Genomic DNA, 21,389 nt, shown 5'->3' on the forward strand with positions numbered 1-21,389 from the left:
CGTCGCTTATTTTTTAGCGCAACAGTTCAAATGCGCGTCCAATCAGTTCATCACGAGAAGGTGATGTATGACGAAGTGCTTCGAGTCGGTCAATCAATGTCTGCTTCAACCTTTCGTCTTTCACCATTTCGAGACACTCGATGTGCAGTAACCAAGCGTCTGGATGTTCAGATAAAATAGTGGGGACGAGACCATCAATCGATTCTCCTCGCTCACGCATGAGATGAATGCGGTTGAACATTGGATCATCGTTCGTCCATACACGTTCGTCTCGCTCGATGATCACAGGCTTTTCAATCATCATCAACTCTTCTACCGTCGTTCCTGGGAAAACGGATGGAAGCGAGTCAACTCGTACCTCGAGTGAGTCGAGTGAGATCGTCCGTCCTTCCAGTTGAACCGTCACACTTTCGAGCGTGTCGGACGCACATGCTTGACGAACGGTCATCCCGTCGAGGAGGTCGTCTCGATTTAGCGCGGATTCCGTATCATGTACAATGAGAAGTCCGTGACGCTCTCGTTTCGTCAACTGACCACTTTTTACAATGGTGCACGCATCCCATTGAATGAGCGTATGTTCTTTCGACTCCGTCATGTGGCGAACGATGCCGACGCGCTCTGACCCGTCCTCAAGTCGAATCGTCGATTGACTTCCCGACGCCAATGCTTTCGCTACCGATTCGATCCCACCTTTTTGAATTGCCATTCTCCCTTCTAACTCATCTAGGACAGACGATAAAGCCTCGAAATCCGGGATGACGAACAATTCTTTCTGCATATTCGTCACGTCTTGTTTCGTCTGTAATGCGTGCTCTAAGTCGAATGGATGCTTGACGACCGCGTCAGTGAGACAGTGACGACTCTCTCCGACAGATGATAAAAGACCCGCCCCGTAGATCATTGGGCTCTCGAGGTCTCCAATCAAACCGAATTCGACAGTCCACCAAAAGATGCGTGCGACTTGTTGTGCCTCAGAAAATCCTGTCACTTGCGCTTTCGCTTCATGTACGGCTCTTTCCGCCGCCTCGATGTCTTCTTCCGTCGAATTGGCATTCTCTTTCACGATCGTCAAACGTTTCAATGCCGCGAATGAAGCATGCTCTTCCCGGTTCATGAACGCTTTGGCACCTAATTGGCCGAAACGCTTGACGATTCCCGAGAATGTCGGGTCCATCAACATCGGTGCATGTCCCGCTGCCTCGTGAATGATGTCTGGCGCCGGACTGTATAAAATGTTCTCGACTTTTCGGATATCCGTTGCGACCGGTAGCATTCCGTTCCCCTGGAAGTCGAAAAAAGCAACGCCGGGGATGAGTCCATCCACCGCGACTGTCGACCATCCTGCCGCCTGCATCTCATCGGTCATCTGTTCGACGTTTGGCAACCGGTCCGGCCCCATTCCTGTCCGGTTCAATCCTTCGATGTAAAATGGATGCGCCTTTCCTTCTAACGTATGCAGGTTTAACCGCAACACGAAGCGCCACACGGCGTGATCTGTTGGTGTGTATTCATTGTAAAACTGTGGAGAGATATGTGGGGCTAGGTGTTTTGGAATCGATTGTGTCAACATGTGAAGTCCTCCTTTAAATTAAAAAAAGTCCCTATCGATTGAATCGATAGGGACGACGAAGCCGCGGTACCACCCTAGTTGCCAAACAATATCTGGCCGCTTGATCCGATAACGGGGGACCGCTCAAATTTGAGAGCTCAAGAACTGTAATTCGATTCATCTTTTGGGCGTATTCGCAGCACCACACGCTCTCTGGGCCAGGGAAGATGTCTCTACTTCGGTTCTTTCTTCGCTTTATTTACATATTTTCTTTTTTACAGTCATGCTGTTATGCATATATGCTTTTAAGCGCTAAAGTGACGTCTTGCTAGTTACTTTACCAAAGGTTTTTTGACACGTCAACAAAAAACAGCCTACGAATTTTCGTAGACTGTCAGAGGCACCACTCAATCGGGGATTTCCCCCACTCGTTCAACGCATCATTTACTTGTGAAAATGGCTTAGAGCCGAAGAACCCACGATGGGACGACAACGGACTTGGATGTACCGACGTGAGCACTTTATGTTGATCTCCGATCCACTTCATCTTCTTCTTCGCGTCATTCCCCCACAGGATGAACACGATTGGTTCCTCACGACTCCCGAGTCGCTCGATGATAGAATCTGTAAACTGTTCCCACCCCTTCCCCCGGTGAGAACCTGCCTTCCCCGCTTCGACTGTCAATGCGGTATTTAACAGAAGGACCCCTTGTTTTGCCCATTTCTCTAAATTTCCATTCTTCGGGAGGTCACATCCGATGTCATCTTTTAGTTCTTGAAAGATGTTTCGTAATGATGGTGGCAAACGAACACCGTCTTGTACTGAAAAGCTAAGTCCATGTGCTTGGTTCGGTCCATGGTAAGGGTCTTGACCCAAAATGACACATGTCACGTCACTGAACTTCGTGTAAAGAAATGCATTCCAAATGTCTTGTCGGTTCGGATACACTGTCGTCTCTTCATAAGCTTGGTCGACGAACTCTTTCAACTGTTGAAAGTAAGGCTGCTTCATCTCTTCTTGGATGATATCCGTCCAATCCCCAAGCAGTCGACTCGATAACTGATCTGCCATGGCATACTCCCCTTTCCCTTTGTATCATACCCAAAATAAATGCATACAAAAAGGCGAGTCGATTGACTCACCCTTTAAGGTCATACCGTTACTGCGCCTGCCACTTCTTTCGCAAGTGCCTCTGCTTTCGCTTTTGCGTCCGCAACAATCTCTTCCACTTTATCCGGGTATTGACTCACTCCTTCGACCGCCACCGTCGTCACTTCAGATACACCGACAAACGCAAGCGCTTGACGAAGGTATGCGTCCGCGAAGTTGAGGTCTGTTCCTGTGTAGATTCCACCCGTTCCTTGAATGTGTACCGCTTGTTTGTTTTCAAGCAATCCGACAGGACCTTGTTCTGTGTAACGGAACGTTTTGCCCGCCATGAGGACGCTGTCGAGGAACATCTTCATGCGTGCCGGGAAAAAGAAGTTCCACATTGGAGTCGCGAATACGTATAGGTCCGCCTGCATGAACTTCTCGAGCATACCGCTCATCGTACCCACTTTTTTCGCCTCCACATCCGTGAGCGCTTCACCTGATGCGAATTTGCCCCACGCACTGAGCACGTCTCCGTCGATCTCTTGGACATCGACATCATAAAGCTCGATTGCTTCTACTTCGATGGTTGCATTTTCTGCTTGAAGTGTTGATACGAATGTCTCTGCCACTTGTTTGCTGTATGAAAGTTCAGTCGGTTTCGGGTTAGCCGATACGTATAATACTTTAGTCATCATGTCATCCTCCATAAATGTGTTTTCTATTTCAAGAACAGTTTGAACTATATCATCCATATATCTCATCGTCAATTATTTCAACTTCAAGATATTACACAAAAAAAGCAACGGACATTATTTGCCCGCTGCGTTATAACCGACTCGTTTCAATAGCGAAATCAATTGTTCCGTCTCGTCATCACTTAACGGTCCGTATATATCTTTGAAGATTTCGATGTGTTGCGGATAGACGACATCCATGAGCGCCTTTCCATCGTCTGTCAACGAAGCATACGTGACGCGACGGTCAGAAGGACAGGCGATTCGTTCGATCAGTCCACGTTTTTCCAACTTATCGATGACGTATGTCACACTACCACTCGTAATCAAAATCTGATCTCCGATTTGTTGTAACGTGGTATCTCCGCGTTTATACAGTACGGATAAAACACCGAACTCTGTTGAATTTAACTGGTGGCTTCGCAAGTCTTCTTTCACACGATCACTGATGGCATCCATCGTACGTGCGAGAACGACCCACGCCTTCAATTCAAGGGATTCAATCATGTCGGTTTCACCTCAATTCGTTCATCATATATCACTAGTATAGCAGGACTTATGCAGTATAAGCCTGTAAAAAAGCTTCGTCAAGAGACTTCTTCATTGTCGCACATGTCGTAAACGTTTAGAATGGTAGTATTGTGATTTTAAGAAAGGGTGGACCGTATGCGTGAGTATTACGAAATTTCATTGACGATTAAACGGGAGTTTTTGCATGCTGTCATCGATTTGTTGAATCGGGAAGGCATCGCACCGGACTATGCGCTCGAAAAAGAAGGCGCGGTCTTTTTGTTATTCAATCATTTACCTTGGCCAAACGTGACCCGTGAACCGCATGCCGTGGAACGTTTTTTATTGACGTTAAAACGATCGGACTACTTATTCGTCAAAACGAAACGTAAATCACCGGTCCCCGATCACGAACCGGTTGCATGCATGGGCGCTCTCGTCTCCCCGTTCCACGAACACTTGCGAATCGAGCTTGCGGTTGACGAGTCCGAGGCGAGTCATTTAGATATGTCCGCATTCCGACATTACTAATCAAATCGTTTGTAGATCCTCCTCATGAAGGTTAGACCGAAACGGCTAATCGACATGGGGATTTTTTGGAGTAGTTGTTTTTTTAGAGGGGAATAAAGGACTGTACCCGAACTGTAAAGGAGATATGTTGGAATGGACACAGTCATGCTAATCATCAACCCCTCTTCCGGAAAAGAGTTGGGGAGGCAACACGCAACATATGCGGAGGAGGTATTACGCGAACGATACGGACACGTCGATATCCGATTCACCGAGAAAGAGCAGGATGCGACTCATTTCGCAAAAGAAGCGGCTCAAAAACACTATCAGGCCGTTATTGCGATGGGTGGAGACGGAACCTTGAACGAAGTCGTAACTGGGCTTGCCGAGATGACCCATCGCCCTGATTTCGGTATCATTCCGCTCGGAACGGTCAATGACCTCGCCCGTGCCCTAAAGATCCCAAACAATCCTAAAAAAGCGATTGAAGCCCTTCGTGACGCTACACCGGCACCGATGGATATTGGAAAGTCTGAGAATGGTTATTTTATGAATGTTATCGCCATTGGACTGATTGCTGAAGCAGTCGATGAAGTCAGTGTGGAAGAGAAGACAAAGTGGGGACCATTCGCCTACCTCATCGAGGGCGTGAAAGCGTTCCGCGAACATAGCCCATATGATTTGACGATCGAAAGCGCCGACGGTCAATTTGATGGAGAGGCTTACCTCGCTGTCATCGCCTTGACGAACTCCGTCGGAGGGTTTGAAAACTTCGAGCCGGACGCGCGACTCAACGACGGACTGTTACACGTTTATATATTTGAAGAGCTCGGTCTAAAAGACGCCCTCCAATTAACTCCCGCCCTTTTCACCGGAAAGTTGAAAGAGACGGACAGCGTCACCTCGTTTTGTACGACACGGGTAAACGTGACCTCGTCTGAGTCGCTTCCCGTCAATGCGGATGGCGATACAGGAGGCACTTTACCGCTCACGTTTACTATTTTGCCGAGCCACTTGAACGTTTTGAAGCCACTCTAAAAGCAGGATTTACGTCAATTGGAACGAATATGTTCAAGCGAGAAAGGAGAATGACCTATCAACATTTCGCTTGTTCCATTAACAGTCGCATCCGGCGATATCGTCGACACATTCAATCGTTGGAATAACAATCCTGAGATTGTACATCTCATTCGTCCATGTCGTTCTGAAGAAGAATTGACCGCCTATCACGAAATGACACTCGAAGACTTAACAGAACGTCTCCTGACGCATGACATTTTCCTTATATATGTGGATGACCTTTTAGTTGGTGAGATGAATGTCATGTATGACCCACCTCATCTGTATCGACAGGAACCTGGTACAGCATGGCTCGGTCTCGTCATCGGAGAAACCTCCGGTCGTGGGAAAGGCGTCGGCACGGAAGCTCTTCGTTTGCTCGAAGAGACATTGCGAGCCAAGCAAACACCTCGAATGGAACTTGGCGTATTCGCCTTCAACCATGCGGCCCATCGCCTCTATACGAAGTGTGGGTATGAAGAAATCGGACGAATCGAGCAGTTCACATATTGGGACGGTCAATTGTGGTCCGACATTCGAATGGAGAAACGGCTATACTAAAAAAACCTTCCACGCGGTGAACTGCTCCCCAATAGGTAGACAGATGAAATAACAAATCTGTTTATCTGATTGGGGAGTGTTTTTTATGGCGAGAAGTCGGCATTCAATCGAGAGTTTTTAGGGTGCCTTGAAAGTGGAGATGTACTACTTGCACGAGTTCCAGGCCTATAGCGAACTCACAACGGCCATCGAGACCTACATATCGTTTTACAACCACGATCGTCTCCAGAAACGACTAAACGGCTTGAGCCCTGTCGAATACAGGTCTCAAGCCGCCTAGGCTGGTTTTCATTATTTGCCCTGTCTACTTGACGGGGAGCAGTTCACGATGTGGAAGGGGTTTGCTCAATTGTTTAAATTCTCAACTTCAACGATGCGGAAGCCTTTTTGTTCGAGCTTGGCCACTACTTTGTTTTTCATGTCTTCGTCACAATCAGGTGGCAACGTCATCAACACTCGACGCAACACTTTACTTTTTGCATCAAGCGTCATTAAGCTTGCAATCGATGTGTATCTATTTACAATCTTCGTGATTTTTTCGAGCGCACCGGTTTGTTCACTTAGAGCAATCGTCAAAACGTAGCTGCCCGTGTCACGACTCCAAGCTTCTTCGAGCATCCCGAGCATTTTACCGTGTGGAAGAATGCCATAGAATTCATTGCTTTCATCTTTTAATACTGCGATGTATGGTAACTCTTTGATCGAGAAGAATACTTCGAAGAAACCATCGGATTCATGAACATACTTTTGTGTATTTTTAATGAGCGTCATCACGTTATCGTCCATGTTTTCCCCGTTCATTCCATGACGATACATATGCATCTTATAAATGTTACCTCGGAAAAATGTTCCCGTCTCATCTAAAACAGGTACACAGCGATATCCTGTTTCTTCAAGCGTATGAAGCGCTTCCCGCAATGTTGCCTTTTCGCTGATGGTGACAACATCCTTTTTAGGGATACATAAACTATGCACTAACATGCGTTTTCCTCCTAGCCAAAAATAAAGTGGTCTACACCCTATTCATTATTATTCCCCAAATATGATGAACATCCTGCATGTTTTTCCTGAAAAATTATGATTACGCCTTTTAATCGTCGCATTTGTCGGAAATCAAAAAAGTCGTTATAGTGAAACTATCCAAACAGACAAAGGGGATGGACGATTATGACGATGAAAAAAGCATTGACGATTGCCGGTTCTGACACGAGCGGTGGTGCTGGGATTCAAGCTGACCTGAAAACAATGGAAGAACTCGGTGTATATGGAATGACAGCTTTGACTGTCATCGTGGCACAAGATCCACATAACGCATGGAATCACGAAGTCTTTCCGATCGACACGACTTTGATTGAGAAGCAAATCGATACGGTACTCGCCGGAATCGGAGTCGATGCAGTAAAAACGGGGATGCTCCCGACGCCAGAAATCATCGAACTCGCTGCACGGAAAATTAAAGAGTATGGCATTCAAAACGCGGTCGTCGACCCCGTGATGGCATGTAAAGGTGCAGATGAGATTCTCGATCCGAACGTGGCGGTCGCGATGCGCCAATACCTCGTTCCTGTCGCGAAAATTATCACACCGAACCTATTCGAGGCGCGTATGCTCGCTGGCCTCGACAAAACACCATCGACGATGGATGAAATTAAAGAAGCCGCCCGTTTGATTCATGAGCTCGGTGCTGAGATTGTCATTGTCAAAGTCGGTGGCAAACTCGGATTCGATACCGCGTTCGACGTCTTATACGACGGAAACGAGTTCCGCCTACTCGAGAGCGAAAAAATCGAGCCCGCTTTCACACACGGCGGCGGATGTACGTTCTCTTCTGCAATCGCAGCCTCACTCGCAAACGGTCATACGGTCGAAGAGGCGATTGAAATCGGAAAAGAGTTTATTACAGAAGCAGTCCGTCATTCATTCCGTCTCAACCAGTACGTTGGACCGACGAACCATACCGGATACCGCAAAAAAGTAGCAACACAATCGTAAACAGATGACCCGGGACTACGCGTTTCGGGTCATCCTTTCCATTGGAGGGACAGACGTGAAAACGATACAACCTGATCACATTCAGCAATATTTAGACAATCACGTCGCGACACCACTTTTCGTCCATGTCGAGACGACAAACGGTGCCTATGCGACACATAATGACCCGGACTTTCATAACGCCGGGATGTTTATCCGTAATGCCAAAATCGAATACAGCATCGGTCAAATCAAAGGAAATGGTCCGTATCGTGTCGGTTTGAAACTCGACCACGGCTGGCTCTATGTCGAAGGATTGACCGACTATGAGATGCACGAAGAACAGTTGTTGCTCGCCGGGCACGATCGCCTCGGTCGTCTGGCATGTGCGCTTCATATCGATATCAAACCGCTCCCGCAAGGTGCATCGGAGGTGGAAGAACAATGAATGGTCCATTACTCGTCATTTTCCCACACCCGGACGATGAGGCGTTCAGCTCAGCCGGAACGATCATCCAACATCGTCAAAAGGGTCTCCCGGTCACCTATGTCTGTTTAACACTTGGTGAGATGGGGCGTAATATGGGTTCCCCTATCTTTACGACACGTGAAGAGCTACCTAAGATCCGAAAACATGAGTTAGAGGACGCATGTCGCATGATGGGCATCGAAGACCTGCGCATGTGGGGGCTTCGTGACAAGACCGTCGAGTTTGAGGATGAGGCAGAACTCGCCGGTCGCTTCCGCGCATTGATTGACGAGGTGAAGCCGGAAACAGTCATCTCGTTCTATCCAGGATACGCCGTTCACCCGGACCATGAAGCGACAGCACGTGCCGTCGTGCGAGCACTGCAAGAAATGGGAGAGTCGCGTCCAGAATTCTTAGGTGTGGCATTCGATCACCGTACCGAGGATGAACTCGGACAACCACACGTCATCGTCGACGTGACGGCAGAAAGTGAACAGAAAAAAGACGCATTGTTCGCTCACCGTTCCCAGACGGAAGGTCTTCTTCGTGCAATCAATCAAGCAGAAAACGCCCACGTCATGGAGTTACTCCAGCGTGAGCGCTTCTATCACTATTCATTTTCATGATTCGTAGGCTAGACGGGTCACATAAAGCAATGCCCCAACGGTTCCAAGACCGATTAACGTTCCGAATACGACAACGATTTGTCCCATATCCTCACCTCTTCTAACAATTACGAACGTTTCAAACGATTGGTTTCAAACAGAGCACCTTTGATTGGTGTTCTGTTTTTTTTACACAAATTGATTGTTCTAAGCATACACGCTTCTTTTAATTTTTTCGTCCGCCTTAAGACGTAAAAACAGACATGGCTTATGACCCATGTCTGTAAAGATTAGCGGATAGTCGCATGAACGAACCAAACGACAAGCCCGATTAAGATGAACGCCAAAAATAGCGACGCTGTCGTTCCTACAATAAAGACAAACCCTAACACAAGGATACCGAGATGCCATAGCATCGAGACAGATGATTCCGTCGTCGCTCGGATATCGGAAGGCACCTGATGATGCAAGAGCCCAAAATAGAGTGGCTCCATCGCACCATACAATAGAGCTAGGAGTCCCATCACACCGATTCCAATCGGACTCGGGAACAACCCGACGAGGAGAAATCCACCGCCCATTAACCAACCGAAACCGTTTAACCAACGCTCGGATGACGCAAATCGTATAAGCGTCCCCGCAAAAAGTTGACCAGGTAACTGAATCAAAAGCAGGACGCTTGAAATGGCACCGAACCAATAGATTGGGATGGATACATCACGTGCATACAGTTGCCAGAACTCATCGATGAAATTGAATGCGGACACGGCTGCCAAAAATCCGATGGTGACGTTACGAAGGGATGTGTGCGACCACACAAATTGAAATCCTTTCAACAAGTGCCGCCACGTCAATCGGTCTTCTCCTTCGCCGTGAACGGGTTCAACGAGAAATAAGCTACACACGGTCGCCATCAATAAACTGAGAATTGAAAGTCTGTAGTTCCACTCCAATGGAAGGTATTGAGCCAACATACTGCCACTCCATGCTGCCGTCACAGCGGCCATAATCCCAATCGCGTTCAGTCTTCCGAGGATGCGCTCGAACGATGAAGCATCATGGCTTTCCTGTAACGACTCATACAATAAGGCGTTCTCCGCACCACTTCGAATGACCGACCCTACAGCCGAACAACCGATGGCGACAAAGAAGCCGATGAACGTGAACGAATACAAGATGACCAAGAACGACAGCCATTCTAACGCGACACCGATTTGAATGAGTCGACGTCTTTCCGTATGATCCGCCCAAACACCGGTCGGCACTTCCAACAGCACGACGATGAGTGCATATACCATCTCTAAATAGACAACTTCTTGAATCGAGATGCCTCGTGATTCCCAAAACAATCGTTCAATCACATATGCGGGAATCAGTCCTTCAAACCAACGAATCCAGCCTATCCAAACGATATTTCGACGAACTTAACTTGGTGAACGTGCCCGTTTTCTCATCTGAATCTCCTCCTTATCTTCCTATTCCCGAATACACAAAAAAACCACGAGATTTCTCTCGTGGTTGACGTGTTATTTCAATAGCTTCAGAATCTCGCGATTGAATGCCGGGATGTCGTCTGGTTGACGGCTCGTCACGAGCTGATTTTGACAGACGACAACTTCTTGATCCGTATATTTCGCACCAGCATACTCCATGTCGACTCGAATCGATTTGTATCCGGTCGCGTCACGCCCTTCTAACGTCTTCGCTGTAATTAACAGCTGTGGTCCGTGACAGATGGCAAACACGGGTTTCTTCGCATCCATGAACGATTTCGCGAACGAGACGAAGCGCTCGTCTTCACGCAACAAGTCAGGTGAGAATCCACCCGGTAAGAGAAGCGCGTCAAAATCTTCCGGTGATACATCGTCAATCGCCTGATCGATGTTTACCTTCGCCTCGCCTTGTTTTCCTTCCACCGTGTTACCCGCTTTCTTCTCAATCGTCACGACGTCATGTCCCGCTTCCACCAATGCGTCACGAGGACCCGTGAATTCTACATCTTCAAACATATCGGTAATGAGCGTTGCTACTTTTGCCATATTCTAAACACTCCCTCTGTTTGTTTTATGCACATAGGGACTGTTCCACTGGCATGAATCAGTTAAACATCTCAAAAAGCATTCAACGAAATTTTGAAACGTACGGGTTATCGCGTTCAAAGAAGCGATACGGATAATCGCGCGCCTCACCCGTGTTCGGGATTCCAATGCGCGGACCCGACTCGATTGCTACTCCCGTTTCGCCTTCCGCGAGATAGAGTGGGTCTCGTTGAAACGAGTGACCGTATAGATCCATCGTGATTCCAAGTGCTTTCGTCAACTTCCCTGGGCCGTTCGTTTGGTCATATCGTTTCACCCCGGGACGGTTCGCCGCAATAAAGGGCTGCCCTTGAATCGGTTCGACGGCTCGAATCAATACAGCTTCCGGTGTGCCGATCGGTCCGCTGACCACGTTCAGGAGCGTGTGCGTATGCATCTGATACGTATACACATGTCCCGGGTTCCCGAACATGACTTCCGTCCGCTTCGTTCTGCGTCCTCCGAAACTGTGTGCCGCCCGGTCGATGGCTCCGAGGTAAGCTTCCGTTTCAACAATCTTTGCGATGATGTCGCCTTCCGGATGTCGCATCACCAAATATTTTCCGAGTAAGGCACGCGCCAAATCGAGTGTCGGTTGTTCATAAAATGATAAATCGAGTCGCTGCATGGTTCCACCTCCGTTTTTATTATTTTCTCAAAAGTCGTGTTTCACACACAAAAAAGATGCCCTCGCCGAGGACATCTTTTCGTTATGATGCGATTTTGAGTGATTCACGTTGCTTCCCCAAACGGACGTATCCCAAAATAACCGAGAAGACCGGGCTGAGCCAGAGGAAGAACGCGAACGGTGCGTATTCCAATACTGGCACGCCGAGTGTCGCTGCGAAGAAGGCGCCAGAAACACCCCAAGGGATGAGCGGGTTGATCACAGTTCCACCGTCCTCAAGTGCCCGTGACAAGTAGCGTGGGTCGATCCCGCGATCGATAAACCCTTGTTTGAACGCCTGACCTGGCAAAAGGATCGACAAGTACTGTTCTCCCGCGAGCAAGTTGACACCGATTGAACTAAGGACGACCGATAAAACAGAGCTCCCTGGTGATTTCAAACGCTCGAGCAACGATTCGACGATCGCTTGGAACACACCGAGTTCACGTAACAAGCCTCCGAATGCAAGGGCGATCAAGACGAGACTGACCGACCAGAGCATCGATTCAAGACCCCCACGATCGAGTACCGTCGCAATCGTCTCGTTCTCGACACCTGACTTGAAGCCAGACTGCATGACACCGAGCCAGTTCGAGATGCTCCAGTTGCCTTGAACGAAACCGGCCGTCAACACACCGGCGAACATCCCGACGAGCATCGTCGGCAAGACCGGCATGCGCCGGAACGCGAGCACTGCGACAAGGACCGGGGCAATCAACGTGAGCCATGAGAGGTCGAATCGTCCGCTTAGTGCGGCTTGCGCTTCTGCGATTTGTGTCGTGTCAGCAGTTTGACCGCTTCTTCCGAGGAACGTGAATAATATCAATGTGATGATGAACGCTGGAATCGTCGTCCCCATCATGAAGCGAATGTGGTCGAACAGTTTGACACCCGCCACTGCCGGCGCAAAGTTTGTCGTATCCGACAACGGGCTCATCTTGTCCCCGAAGAGGGCACCCGACACGATCGCACCTGCGGCGAGTGCCGGTGAGATCCCTAGTGCCGTCCCGATTCCGAATAAGGCGACACCGACCGTCCCGACGGTTGTAAACGCACTTCCTGTGAAGGTCGAGACGATCATCGTGATCAATAAGACACTTGGTAAGAACCATTCAGCAGAGATTGTATTTAGACCGATGGAGAGGATCGTCGCGACCGTCCCGGACATTTGCCATACTCCGATGAGCATCCCGATCAACAACAAAATCAATACCGGCATGATCGCTTCACGGATCCCGTTGATCATCGCCGTTTCAATCTGTTTGAAGTCGCGTGAACGATAATACGCGTATCCACCTACCATTACCATTGTGCCAAAAATCGCCATATGTGGCGTCGCTTTGGCCAAAAACATCAGTGCGAGCAAGGTGATCCCGCTCATCAACACGACGAATACAGCTTCTTTTCCTTTCATCTGCATCGACGTCCCCTCCTTTCGTTATAAGCTAATCATTCATTATTTCGCCTAACCGCTTAAACGCTTTTATGCACAAAAGCATGTCAGTGATGTTTTTTACTATACTCGCTTCCTTTCTCCCTGTCAAACGTCTTTTTATGATAAATTATATGCTTGAGGGTGACCTCCGGAGTTCGTAACCTCCTCCGACATCAAAACTAGCGAAAAGGAAGTGTGCTTCATGCAACACGAAAAAGCTTTGGTCGTCTTTAGTGGTGGCCAAGATTCAACCACTTGCCTGTTTTGGGCAAAACAACAATTCTCCCATGTGGAGGCGGTGACGTTCGCATACGGTCAACGCCATGATGCGGAAATCGAGGTCGCAAAAGAAATTGCGGCAGAACTCGATGTCCCACACCACATCCTCGACTTGTCCCTTCTCGGACAACTCACATCGAACGCGCTCACGAGACACGATCTCGACATCGACAATGCGGACGTCCCAAATACGTTCGTCGATGGACGCAACCATCTATTCTTATCATTTGCGGCCGTCATGGCCAAACAACTCGGTATGCATCACATTGTGACAGGTGTGTGTGAAACGGACTTTTCAGGTTACCCGGATTGCCGAGACCAGTTCATCAAATCACTCAACGTGACACTCAATTTAGCGATGGATTATCCATTCGTCATCGACACACCGCTCATGTGGCTCGATAAAAAAGAGACGTGGGCACTCGCCGACGCGCTCGGTGCGTTCGACTACGTCAAAGAACGCACGCTCACTTGCTACAACGGTGTCATCGGTTCAGGTTGTGGAGAATGTCCGGCGTGTATTCTTCGTCAAAACGGACTGACAGCCTACGAGGAGGTGCGCGTATGAAACATGCTCCATTCCTCGCTCCGACCAGTGTCGAATCAAAGCAAGAAGGATCGCTCATATACTGTCCGCATCGCGTTCAAATCGTCAAAGAAGTGACGTTCGACGCGGCGCACCATCTATTTGATTATGATGGCAAATGTCGTGCTCTTCATGGTCATACGTATAAGCTCCAAATGGGTGTCAGCGGCTTTCTCGACAATCGCGGGATGACGCTCGACTTTGGTGACTTGAAAAAGATCTTCAAAGAAGAGCTTGAGCCATATCTCGACCATCGCTATTTGAACGAGTCACTCCCTTATATGAATACAACTGCAGAAAACATGTGCTATTGGATTTTTGAACAGTTGGCGACACACTTGCCGAATGAACGCGACGTCCGTGTCGAGTTCGTCCGTCTGTATGAAACGCCGACGTCTTACGCTGAGTTCCGCCGTGAATGGTTGGTGGAATCGTGAAAATTCCTGTTCTTGAAGTGTTCGGACCGACCTTCCAAGGCGAAGGCCGGGCCATCGGACAAAAGACGATGTTCGTCCGGACCGCCGGTTGCGATTATCGCTGTTCGTGGTGCGATTCCGCCTTCACGTGGGACGGTTCAGAAAAACCGGACATGCTGACAGCCGATGAGGTCATCGCTCGCCTGGATGCACTCGGTACGTACGATTACGTCACCATCTCGGGTGGCAATCCGCTTCTCATCGCAGCTATGGGAGGCCTCGTCGTGAAATTGAAAGAACGTGGTGTCACACTCGCTGTCGAGACGCAAGGTAGCCGCTATCAAGACTGGCTCACACAAATCGATGACGTGACCCTCAGCCCGAAGCCCCCGTCGTCTGGTATGAAGACGAACTGGGAACAACTCGACGACATCGTCGAACGGTTACGCCCGGAGCAGACGACATTCAAAGTCGCTGTCTTTGATGAGGTGGACCTCGCCTATGCGAAAGAAGTGCAACAGCGCTACTTACCGGACGTCATGTATTTGTCGGCCGGTAACCCAGAGCCTGGTGCGGACGGAGACATCACCGATGCCCAGCTCCGTCGCTTGAAACAACTATGGGAAGACGTCGCACGCGACCCGTCATGGCAAAGCGTCCGCGTCTTGCCACAACTACACACATTACTGTACGCCAACGAACGTGGCGTCTAAGGAGAATGAACATGAGACCAGAAGACTTACAAGACCTCTCGCTCCTCGGACAGAAGAGCGTCCCTTATATTTTTGAATATACACCTGACGTCCTCGAGGCGTTCCCGAACCGTCATCCGGAGAACGACTACTTCGTTAAATTCAACGCACCTGAATTTACATCGTTGTGCCCGATCACGAACCAACCCGACTTTGCGACGATCTACATCTCATACATCCCGGATGAGAAACTCGTCGAGTCGAAGTCGTTGAAGTTGTACTTGTTTAGCTTCCGTAACCATGGTGACTTCCATGAGAACTGCATCAACGTCATCGGGAAAGACCTCGTGAAATTGATGGAGCCCCGCTATCTCGAAGTGTGGGGGAAATTCACGCCCCGCGGCGGCATCTCGATCGACCCGTACTACAATTATGGAAAACCGGGCACGAAGTATGAAAAAATGGCAGAACATCGTCTGTTCAACCATGACCTGTATCCAGAAACAGTTGATAACCGGTAACTGAAAAGTAGGCGCTCCATCTGGAGTCGCCTACTTTTTTTGATAGCGATGAATCTGGCGCTTTATCGGTTCGCGGAACACCGTTGCGATGAGCGTCAACACGAGCATGATCCCAAATGCCAATGCGATGAGCTCCCAATCCCCGCTCGCGATACTGCTTCCAAGAAAGTTATTCGCGAACGCCCCAGGGACCATACCGACGACGGTCGCGAACAAATATGCCGTTACGTTTACTTTCGCCAGACCGGAAGCATAGCTGACCAAATCAAAATTGACGAGTGGGATGAGTCGTAAGATGAGGACATAAAAGAAGCCGTCCTCTTCGATTTTGTGTTGAATGGCTTCATAATTTTTTGATTCGAAGTGATGCAAGAAGCGGTCACCGAAATAGATTGCCACGTAATAAGCGACCAGGGCACTCAATGTCGCCCCGATGACGGTATAGATGACACCTGGTAACATTCCGAACGCCAAGCCACCGGCGACCGACAAGACCGATGTCGGAAATAGGATGAGCGGACGAACGGTGAACAGCAAGATGTAAATGAGAGGAGCCAACCATCCGAATCGAATGATGTAATCTCGAATATCGCCTGGGCTGACGTCAATCCACTGATAAAGAAACGTCGCCGTCCCGAATAGGAGTAGGATGAGTGCGATCATCCATTGTACTTTCCACTTCTTCATCGTCCTCCTCCTCTCTATTTGATTATTCCCTTAATCCAGGATGTCATCCACCTTTTTTCAGCCATCCCGATGTGGTACGGTTAGAAAAAGCATAAGGAGGAAATCCGTATGAACCTTGCAGATGCCCTAACATTGAAACAGTTGCTCCATGAGCAAATCGATACATTGACCGAAGAGATTGAACACGTGGCGTTCATCTCGCTTGAAGCGACTGAATCCATTCCGACGATTCAGTCTCGCTCCCTTCAAGACATCGAAATGGAACTTGAACACATCCGTCTAGACCTACGCCAGCTCGACCGGCTCATTCAAGAGGCGAACGTTCAAGCCATCGTTGATACACATGACGGTCCACTCCCGCTCGTAGAGGCAATCGAGCTCGCTGTTCAGTTGCGTGTTCAGGCGCGGCTCTATGAGAAGCTGTCGCTTCGTCCGAAGAAAGAATACGTACACGGGGTCGCCGTGATCAAACATGCCCTATATGACCCAGAGCTATATCGCTTGAAAGCACGCGATATTAAGAAGCGGGCCATTCGAATCGAAAGTGCCATTCGGACCGTCCGTGTTCAAACCGATATTGACTTTGATGCTTCACGATATATGTAAAAAAGCGAAGGGGTCCCTTCGCTTCAGACTGTAGACAAAGTATAGGTCCAATGTCTTTTTTATGCCAAATCCGGACACGGCTCGCTTTCCTAGGGGCAAGCAGGGAGCCGCATCGCGACTGCGTCACTGCTGGGTCTCCCTTTGCTTGCTATTCCCTCAGGAGTCTCGCCTGCCCGTTCTCGGTCACCCCCACATAATGGTGTGAGAAGAACACACAGGGGGCGGATCTGATAATCAACAAGTCGACACCATCCATCCTTCACGGTCTGACGAACGGAACGGATGTTGAACGGCGGCCCGAGGAGGATGATTTCGGGATCGATGACGGGCGGGCTCGGCGTTTCCCTTCCCTTCCCCTTGATACATCGATTCAAAGTATGTACCGAGCTTTTTTTTTGGCCGTCGAGGCCTTAGAAAAAGACAAACGGCCGCCAGATGACGACCGTTTGCGTTGCTCGCCCGACGGCGCCCCGACTCCGAAAGGATTGCAATCCGACGGAGACCCAGCAGCGACCTAGGTCGCGATGCGGCTCCGGGATTGCCTGCGGAAAGCGTGGGCGTCGGACAGGCGAGCGATATGATTCATGTTAGTCAACAAGCTGAAGCGAAGGAATCATTCCTTCGCTTTTACATATGGTGATTGTGATGAATATCGTGATGACTCGATGAGGAACGGCTACGTGGAGGTGCTTCATCAGCAAACCTCTCCCCGTCCAAAATCCCGAGACGCTTGTATTGACGACCGACCCGCTCTTTCGTCTCCTCGCGAACCGAGCTTGACTCCATCACCAATTGATAGCATCCGAGCGCGACACGGAACGGTTCCATGCGCGTCCGTTCAATCGTGAAGGAATCGACGCCCCGTAAATAGTCTGCCAATCGCTCGGCCGCGTCGTCACTCGGATAATCGGCTAACTGTGAGGCAAATCCCTGTAAATCTTTCAAGGTGTTCGATGTCTTGGAATAACTCCGACTTGATTTAACGATGACGAATACGATAAATCCAACAATGGCGAAGAAGATTATTGGAAAGAGTAAATTCATGATACTGAAAAATGGATCCGCCCCAAATTCTAAAACTGACATCCTACATTCCCCCTTTTCTTTATGTACGTTCATTCAGCAGAATCGGTTTCATCAAAAAAACCGCGATCACAAGACCGCGGCATCGATTCAACTGTTCAATTGCTTCTCCATCATGATGCGCGGCTCGCCGTCTTCTGTGTAGGCGCCCATGATGTCATACCCGCAAAGAAGGTTCAGGATGATGACCCCTTTGTTCGTATTACGTGCTTTCGTTCGAATCGAATGGAAACCTTGCGCTTCGACCCATTCGAGTTGCGTATCCATCAGCTTGCGGCCGATGCCGTGCTTTTGGAAGTCCGGGTGTACGCCGCCCGCCCAGCTATAAAACCGATAAGGCTCTGCTTCATAACCGATTTTAAAGCCGACCAACTGATCTTCTGAAAAAGCCAGCAACACTAACGGATTGGCGTGACGATATAGGCGCTCTTTGAAGCGCAACTGATCAAGGTCACCATACAACGTGCGATACAGTCCGAAGAAATCCTCTTCAAAATCTTTAAAATTGTTCGTCACATCTTTTACGATAAATGAACTCGTCGTACTCATCATTCCATCCCCTTTCAGTTTATGGACAAAATTCCGTACGTCTGTTCCATTCGCCATTCATTCCGTTTTTCCTGTCTCCCGCTCAAAAGCCGTGACACCTTTTTGCTTGTACAGACCAAGCGTACGTTTCGGTAAACTTTTGATCATCCAATCCTTGAAAATCCTTGCCTGCTCATCAACAGGCAGTTCATAGCCGTCCGTCACGATGTGTCGCGACCGTGTCGTGACATCATATAATGAAATCGCGGCAGCAACCGAGATGTTCAAACTTTGTACGTACCCTTGCATCGGAATGACAAAATTCCCGTCCGCCTTCTTGAGTGCGGCTTCCGATACACCACTATGTTCGTTCCCGAATAGAAGGACCGTCGGCTTTGATACATCGACTTCTTCGAGCGGGATCGCCTCCTCACTCAATGCCGTCGCATACACTTGATAGCCCTTTTCCTTTAACACGTCAATCGCCTCTTCAATCGATCCATGCTCCACGACGTCCACCCAGCGGTCGGCACTTTTGGCGATAATCGAGTTCGGTTTAAACTTCGCGCGTCCTTCGACGACGTGCAATGTCTGCACCCCGAACGCATCGGCCGAACGTAAGACGGCCGATTGGTTGTGCGGGTCGTCCACACCTTCCGTCAAAATCGTGATGTGGTTCGTTCGTATATTCAACACTTCATACATCCGCTTGACCCGGTCAGGCATGAGCATCTCGTAAAGAGGAAGATCATTTCTTCGCAATACACCCTTTTGTAACAACTCTTCTTTTAGTTCAATCTGCTCTTCTTTCGTCAAAGCAGATGTGGTCTGTCTCCAACCCATCTTTCTCGCTCCCTTCAACCTATCATATTGTAGCTAGATTCAATCCGACTGACAAGTTCACCCCATACATCCATTCCTTCATTCTTTTATTGGAAAATAAAAGTAAATAAATTTGCGAAAACGGTTGCATGAATCTATGCAATCGATTACAATCATTAATGCAAGCGATTGCACTATTGGTAGAGATAAAAATTAGAAAAATTCCCTCACAGGAAGGAAGCGTATAATATGAAACAATTGATCTCATTCGATTTCTGGCAGAAACTCGGGAAAGCATTGATGGTCGTCATCGCCGTCATGCCAGCTGCCGGTTTGATGATTTCCATCGGAAAACTGATTGGAATGTCTGCAGGAGATGTCGGGATTCTTCTAACAACCGCTCGCATCATTGAAGACTTAGGTTGGGGAATCATCGTCAACTTACATATCCTCTTCGCGGTCGCAATCGGTGGTTCGTGGGCAAAAGATCGTGCAGGCGGTGCGTTCGCAGCACTCCTCGCTTTCATCTTGATCAACCGCGTCACAGGTGCCATCTTCGGTGTCAACGGGGCCATGCTTCAAGATCCGGAAGCGACAATCGAGTCACTCTTCGGTGCAAACCTTGTCGTTGCTGACTACTTCACATCTGTACTCGGCTCACCTGCCCTCAACATGGGTGTGTTCGTCGGGATCATCGCCGGTTTCCTAGGTGGTGCCCTTTACAACCGTTTCTACAACTTCAACAAGTTACCGAACGCCCTCTCGTTCTTTAATGGGAAGCGCTTCGTACCATTCGTCGTCATCCTTGGTTCGGTCGTTGCCGCGATTGTCTTATCGATTGTATGGCCAACGATTCAAGGTGCACTCAACAGCTTTGGTGAGTGGATTGCGACATCACGTAACACGGCTCCGGTCCTCGCTCCGTTCATTTACGGTGCGCTCGAACGTCTCCTCTTACCGTTCGGCTTACACCACATGCTCACTGTACCAATGAACTATACGGAGCTCGGTGGGACGTATACAATCTTAACTGGGGCGACAGCTGGATCGGTCGTCGCTGGGCAAGACCCGCTCTGGTTGGCATGGGTAACGGACCTCGTCAACTTACGTGCTGCCGGTGATACAGCCGCATACAACGCCCTTCTCGCTGATGTCGTTCCGGCCCGCTTCAAAGTCGGTCAAGTCATCTTGTCATTCGCTGCCTTGATTGGTGCCGCGTATGCGATGTATCGCAACGTTGATGCGGAGAAGAAGGCACAATACAAGCCGATGTTCCTATCAGCTGGACTCGCCGTCTTCTTGACAGGTGTCACAGAACCAATCGAGTTCATGTTCATGTTCGTCGCGCCAGTCCTTTATGTCGTCTATGCGCTTATGGCCGGTGCCGCCTTTGCATTGGCAGATATCATCGACCTCCGCGTCCATGCCTTCGGTGCGATTGAATTATTGACGCGCATCCCGATGATCGTGAAAGCGGGATTACTTCAAGACTTAATCAACTTCATCCTCGTTTCCGTCGTGTTCTTCTTCCTTAACTTCGGTGTGTTCAACTTCTTCATCAAGAAGATGAACTTACCGACGCCAGGACGTAACGGGAACTACATGGAAGAAACGACAGAGAAATCATCCGTGACAGGTAACGAGCAAGTCATGGGGATTATCACACTTCTCGGTGGGGAAGAAAACATTGAAGATGTCGATGCATGTATGACTCGTCTTCGTGTGACCGTCAAAGACATCACACTTGTCTCAGATGAGCAAGAGTGGAAGAAAAATGGCGCGATGGGACTGATCGTGAAAGATCGTGGAGTCCAAGCCATCTATGGCCCGAAAGCCGACGTATTGAAATCAGACATTCAAGATGTCATCGGTGCATAATCTAATGGCCAACTCGTTCGAGAGTTGGCCTTTTTCTAAAGGAGGAC

General features: G+C 49.0%; 25 protein-coding genes, 1 pseudogene and 1 other annotated feature. Of the genes and pseudogenes, 13 read left to right on the forward strand and 13 right to left on the reverse strand.

Annotated features, from left to right (window positions below; genetic code table 11):
- Positions 1–13: 13 nt before the first annotated feature.
- The 4 genes from KNP00_RS08405 to KNP00_RS08420 all read right to left on the reverse strand — a co-directional run bounded on the left by KNP00_RS08405 (position 14) and on the right by KNP00_RS08420 (position 3,886).
- Positions 14–1,570 carry an aromatic amino acid hydroxylase gene (locus tag KNP00_RS08405; protein ID WP_215144122.1) on the reverse strand — a complete coding sequence of 519 codons (1,557 nt, stop codon included), beginning with the start codon at positions 1,568–1,570 and terminating at the stop codon, positions 14–16.
- Positions 1,571–1,615: 45 nt separating this feature from the next.
- Positions 1,616–1,809, reverse strand: a binding site (T-box leader).
- Between the two features lie 134 nt (positions 1,810–1,943).
- Positions 1,944–2,621 (reverse strand): uracil-DNA glycosylase, encoded by a 678-nt coding sequence (locus KNP00_RS08410; RefSeq protein WP_215144124.1) that lies wholly within the window; start codon positions 2,619–2,621, stop codon positions 1,944–1,946.
- Positions 2,622–2,701: 80 nt separating this feature from the next.
- Positions 2,702–3,337 carry an FMN-dependent NADH-azoreductase gene (locus tag KNP00_RS08415; RefSeq protein ID WP_215144126.1) on the reverse strand — a complete coding sequence of 212 codons (636 nt, stop codon included), beginning with the start codon at positions 3,335–3,337 and terminating at the stop codon, positions 2,702–2,704.
- Positions 3,338–3,454: 117 nt separating this feature from the next.
- Positions 3,455–3,886: a MarR family winged helix-turn-helix transcriptional regulator gene (locus tag KNP00_RS08420; protein ID WP_215144128.1), complete on the reverse strand. Its 432-nt coding sequence runs from the start codon at positions 3,884–3,886 to the stop codon at positions 3,455–3,457.
- A gap of 159 nt (positions 3,887–4,045) precedes the next feature.
- Between KNP00_RS08420 and KNP00_RS08425 the strand changes: the two genes are divergently transcribed.
- The 4 genes and pseudogenes from KNP00_RS08425 to KNP00_RS08440 form a co-directional block, all read left to right on the forward strand.
- Entirely contained in the window at positions 4,046–4,420 is a 375-nt protein-coding gene (locus tag KNP00_RS08425) for a hypothetical protein (protein ID WP_074034233.1), read from the forward strand.
- Positions 4,421–4,552: 132 nt separating this feature from the next.
- On the forward strand, positions 4,553–5,437 hold the full coding sequence (locus KNP00_RS08430; RefSeq protein WP_215144130.1) for a diacylglycerol/lipid kinase family protein: 885 nt from the start codon (positions 4,553–4,555) through the stop codon (positions 5,435–5,437).
- A gap of 63 nt (positions 5,438–5,500) precedes the next feature.
- Positions 5,501–6,019, forward strand: coding sequence for a GNAT family N-acetyltransferase (locus KNP00_RS08435; protein WP_338082268.1), 519 nt, complete (start codon positions 5,501–5,503; stop codon positions 6,017–6,019).
- A 121-nt stretch (positions 6,020–6,140) separates the two neighbouring features.
- A pseudogene (locus KNP00_RS08440) lies at positions 6,141–6,299 on the forward strand (IS3 family transposase); the annotation flags it as partial.
- Between the two features lie 65 nt (positions 6,300–6,364).
- On the opposite strand, the gene cbpA reads toward KNP00_RS08440, so the two are convergent.
- A complete protein-coding gene (cbpA, locus tag KNP00_RS08445; RefSeq protein ID WP_215144133.1) occupies positions 6,365–7,000 on the reverse strand; it encodes a cyclic di-AMP binding protein CbpA in 636 nt (211 codons plus the stop codon).
- Between the two features lie 186 nt (positions 7,001–7,186).
- On the opposite strand from cbpA, the gene pdxK reads away from it, so the two are divergent.
- The 3 genes from pdxK to bshB2 are packed head-to-tail and all read left to right on the forward strand — an operon-like array spanning position 7,187 to position 9,085.
- Positions 7,187–8,011 (forward strand): pyridoxine/pyridoxal/pyridoxamine kinase, encoded by an 825-nt coding sequence (pdxK, locus tag KNP00_RS08450; protein ID WP_215144135.1) that lies wholly within the window; start codon positions 7,187–7,189, stop codon positions 8,009–8,011.
- Positions 8,012–8,066: 55 nt separating this feature from the next.
- Positions 8,067–8,438 (forward strand): YojF family protein, encoded by a 372-nt coding sequence (locus KNP00_RS08455; RefSeq protein ID WP_215144137.1) that lies wholly within the window; start codon positions 8,067–8,069, stop codon positions 8,436–8,438.
- Positions 8,435–9,085 carry a bacillithiol biosynthesis deacetylase BshB2 gene (bshB2, locus tag KNP00_RS08460; RefSeq protein WP_215144139.1) on the forward strand — a complete coding sequence of 217 codons (651 nt, stop codon included), beginning with the start codon at positions 8,435–8,437 and terminating at the stop codon, positions 9,083–9,085. Before KNP00_RS08455 ends, bshB2 begins: the two co-directional genes overlap by 4 nt.
- A gap of 269 nt (positions 9,086–9,354) precedes the next feature.
- Here bshB2 and KNP00_RS08465 read toward each other — a convergent pair whose 3' ends face one another.
- From KNP00_RS08465 to nhaC, 4 genes are all read right to left on the reverse strand, one after another.
- Positions 9,355–10,425, reverse strand: a complete 1,071-nt coding sequence (locus KNP00_RS08465; protein ID WP_215144140.1) for an MFS transporter — start codon at positions 10,423–10,425, stop codon at positions 9,355–9,357.
- Positions 10,426–10,590: 165 nt separating this feature from the next.
- A complete protein-coding gene (locus KNP00_RS08470) occupies positions 10,591–11,103 on the reverse strand; it encodes a type 1 glutamine amidotransferase domain-containing protein (protein WP_215144147.1) in 513 nt (170 codons plus the stop codon).
- Positions 11,104–11,185: 82 nt separating this feature from the next.
- The gene (locus tag KNP00_RS08475) at positions 11,186–11,770 is read right to left on the reverse strand and encodes a DNA-3-methyladenine glycosylase (RefSeq protein ID WP_215144149.1); all 585 of its coding nucleotides are present in this window, start codon (positions 11,768–11,770) and stop codon (positions 11,186–11,188) included.
- A gap of 82 nt (positions 11,771–11,852) precedes the next feature.
- The gene (gene nhaC / locus KNP00_RS08480) at positions 11,853–13,229 is read right to left on the reverse strand and encodes a Na+/H+ antiporter NhaC (protein ID WP_215144151.1); all 1,377 of its coding nucleotides are present in this window, start codon (positions 13,227–13,229) and stop codon (positions 11,853–11,855) included.
- Between the two features lie 217 nt (positions 13,230–13,446).
- Between nhaC and queC the strand changes: the two genes are divergently transcribed.
- Genes queC through queF form a run of 4 tightly spaced genes read left to right on the forward strand, consistent with a single transcriptional unit; the run spans position 13,447 to position 15,738 of the window.
- Positions 13,447–14,091, forward strand: a complete 645-nt coding sequence (gene queC, locus KNP00_RS08485; protein WP_215144153.1) for a 7-cyano-7-deazaguanine synthase QueC — start codon at positions 13,447–13,449, stop codon at positions 14,089–14,091.
- Positions 14,088–14,546 (forward strand): 6-carboxytetrahydropterin synthase QueD, encoded by a 459-nt coding sequence (gene queD / locus KNP00_RS08490; RefSeq protein ID WP_015880475.1) that lies wholly within the window; start codon positions 14,088–14,090, stop codon positions 14,544–14,546. The genes queC and queD overlap by 4 nt, the downstream gene beginning before the upstream one ends.
- The gene (gene queE, locus KNP00_RS08495; protein ID WP_215144155.1) at positions 14,528–15,238 is read left to right on the forward strand and encodes a 7-carboxy-7-deazaguanine synthase QueE; all 711 of its coding nucleotides are present in this window, start codon (positions 14,528–14,530) and stop codon (positions 15,236–15,238) included. The genes queD and queE overlap by 19 nt, the downstream gene beginning before the upstream one ends.
- Before the next feature lie 11 nt (positions 15,239–15,249).
- Positions 15,250–15,738, forward strand: a complete 489-nt coding sequence (queF, locus tag KNP00_RS08500; protein WP_015880473.1) for a preQ(1) synthase — start codon at positions 15,250–15,252, stop codon at positions 15,736–15,738.
- A 30-nt stretch (positions 15,739–15,768) separates the two neighbouring features.
- Here queF and KNP00_RS08505 read toward each other — a convergent pair whose 3' ends face one another.
- Entirely contained in the window at positions 15,769–16,425 is a 657-nt protein-coding gene (locus tag KNP00_RS08505) for a TVP38/TMEM64 family protein (RefSeq protein WP_215144157.1), read from the reverse strand.
- 108 nt (positions 16,426–16,533) lie between these two features.
- On the opposite strand from KNP00_RS08505, the gene KNP00_RS08510 reads away from it, so the two are divergent.
- The gene (locus KNP00_RS08510; RefSeq protein WP_215144159.1) at positions 16,534–17,031 is read left to right on the forward strand and encodes a hypothetical protein; all 498 of its coding nucleotides are present in this window, start codon (positions 16,534–16,536) and stop codon (positions 17,029–17,031) included.
- A gap of 627 nt (positions 17,032–17,658) precedes the next feature.
- On the opposite strand, the gene KNP00_RS08515 is transcribed toward KNP00_RS08510, so the two are convergent.
- The 3 genes from KNP00_RS08515 to KNP00_RS08525 all read right to left on the reverse strand — a co-directional run bounded on the left by KNP00_RS08515 (position 17,659) and on the right by KNP00_RS08525 (position 19,485).
- On the reverse strand, positions 17,659–18,117 hold the full coding sequence (locus tag KNP00_RS08515; RefSeq protein WP_215144161.1) for a hypothetical protein: 459 nt from the start codon (positions 18,115–18,117) through the stop codon (positions 17,659–17,661).
- An 87-nt stretch (positions 18,118–18,204) separates the two neighbouring features.
- Complete coding sequence (locus KNP00_RS08520) at positions 18,205–18,663, reverse strand: GNAT family N-acetyltransferase (protein ID WP_240542800.1); 459 nt, start codon at positions 18,661–18,663, stop codon at positions 18,205–18,207.
- Positions 18,664–18,720: 57 nt separating this feature from the next.
- Positions 18,721–19,485 carry a TrmH family RNA methyltransferase gene (locus KNP00_RS08525; RefSeq protein WP_215144163.1) on the reverse strand — a complete coding sequence of 255 codons (765 nt, stop codon included), beginning with the start codon at positions 19,483–19,485 and terminating at the stop codon, positions 18,721–18,723.
- Positions 19,486–19,713: 228 nt separating this feature from the next.
- Between KNP00_RS08525 and KNP00_RS08530 the strand changes: the two genes are divergently transcribed.
- A complete protein-coding gene (locus tag KNP00_RS08530) occupies positions 19,714–21,342 on the forward strand; it encodes a PTS transporter subunit IIBC (RefSeq protein WP_215144165.1) in 1,629 nt (542 codons plus the stop codon).
- Positions 21,343–21,389 lie beyond the last annotated feature (47 nt).

The organism is Exiguobacterium qingdaonense (assembly GCF_018617855.1).
Taxonomy (GTDB): domain Bacteria; phylum Bacillota; class Bacilli; order Exiguobacteriales; family Exiguobacteriaceae; genus Exiguobacterium; species Exiguobacterium qingdaonense.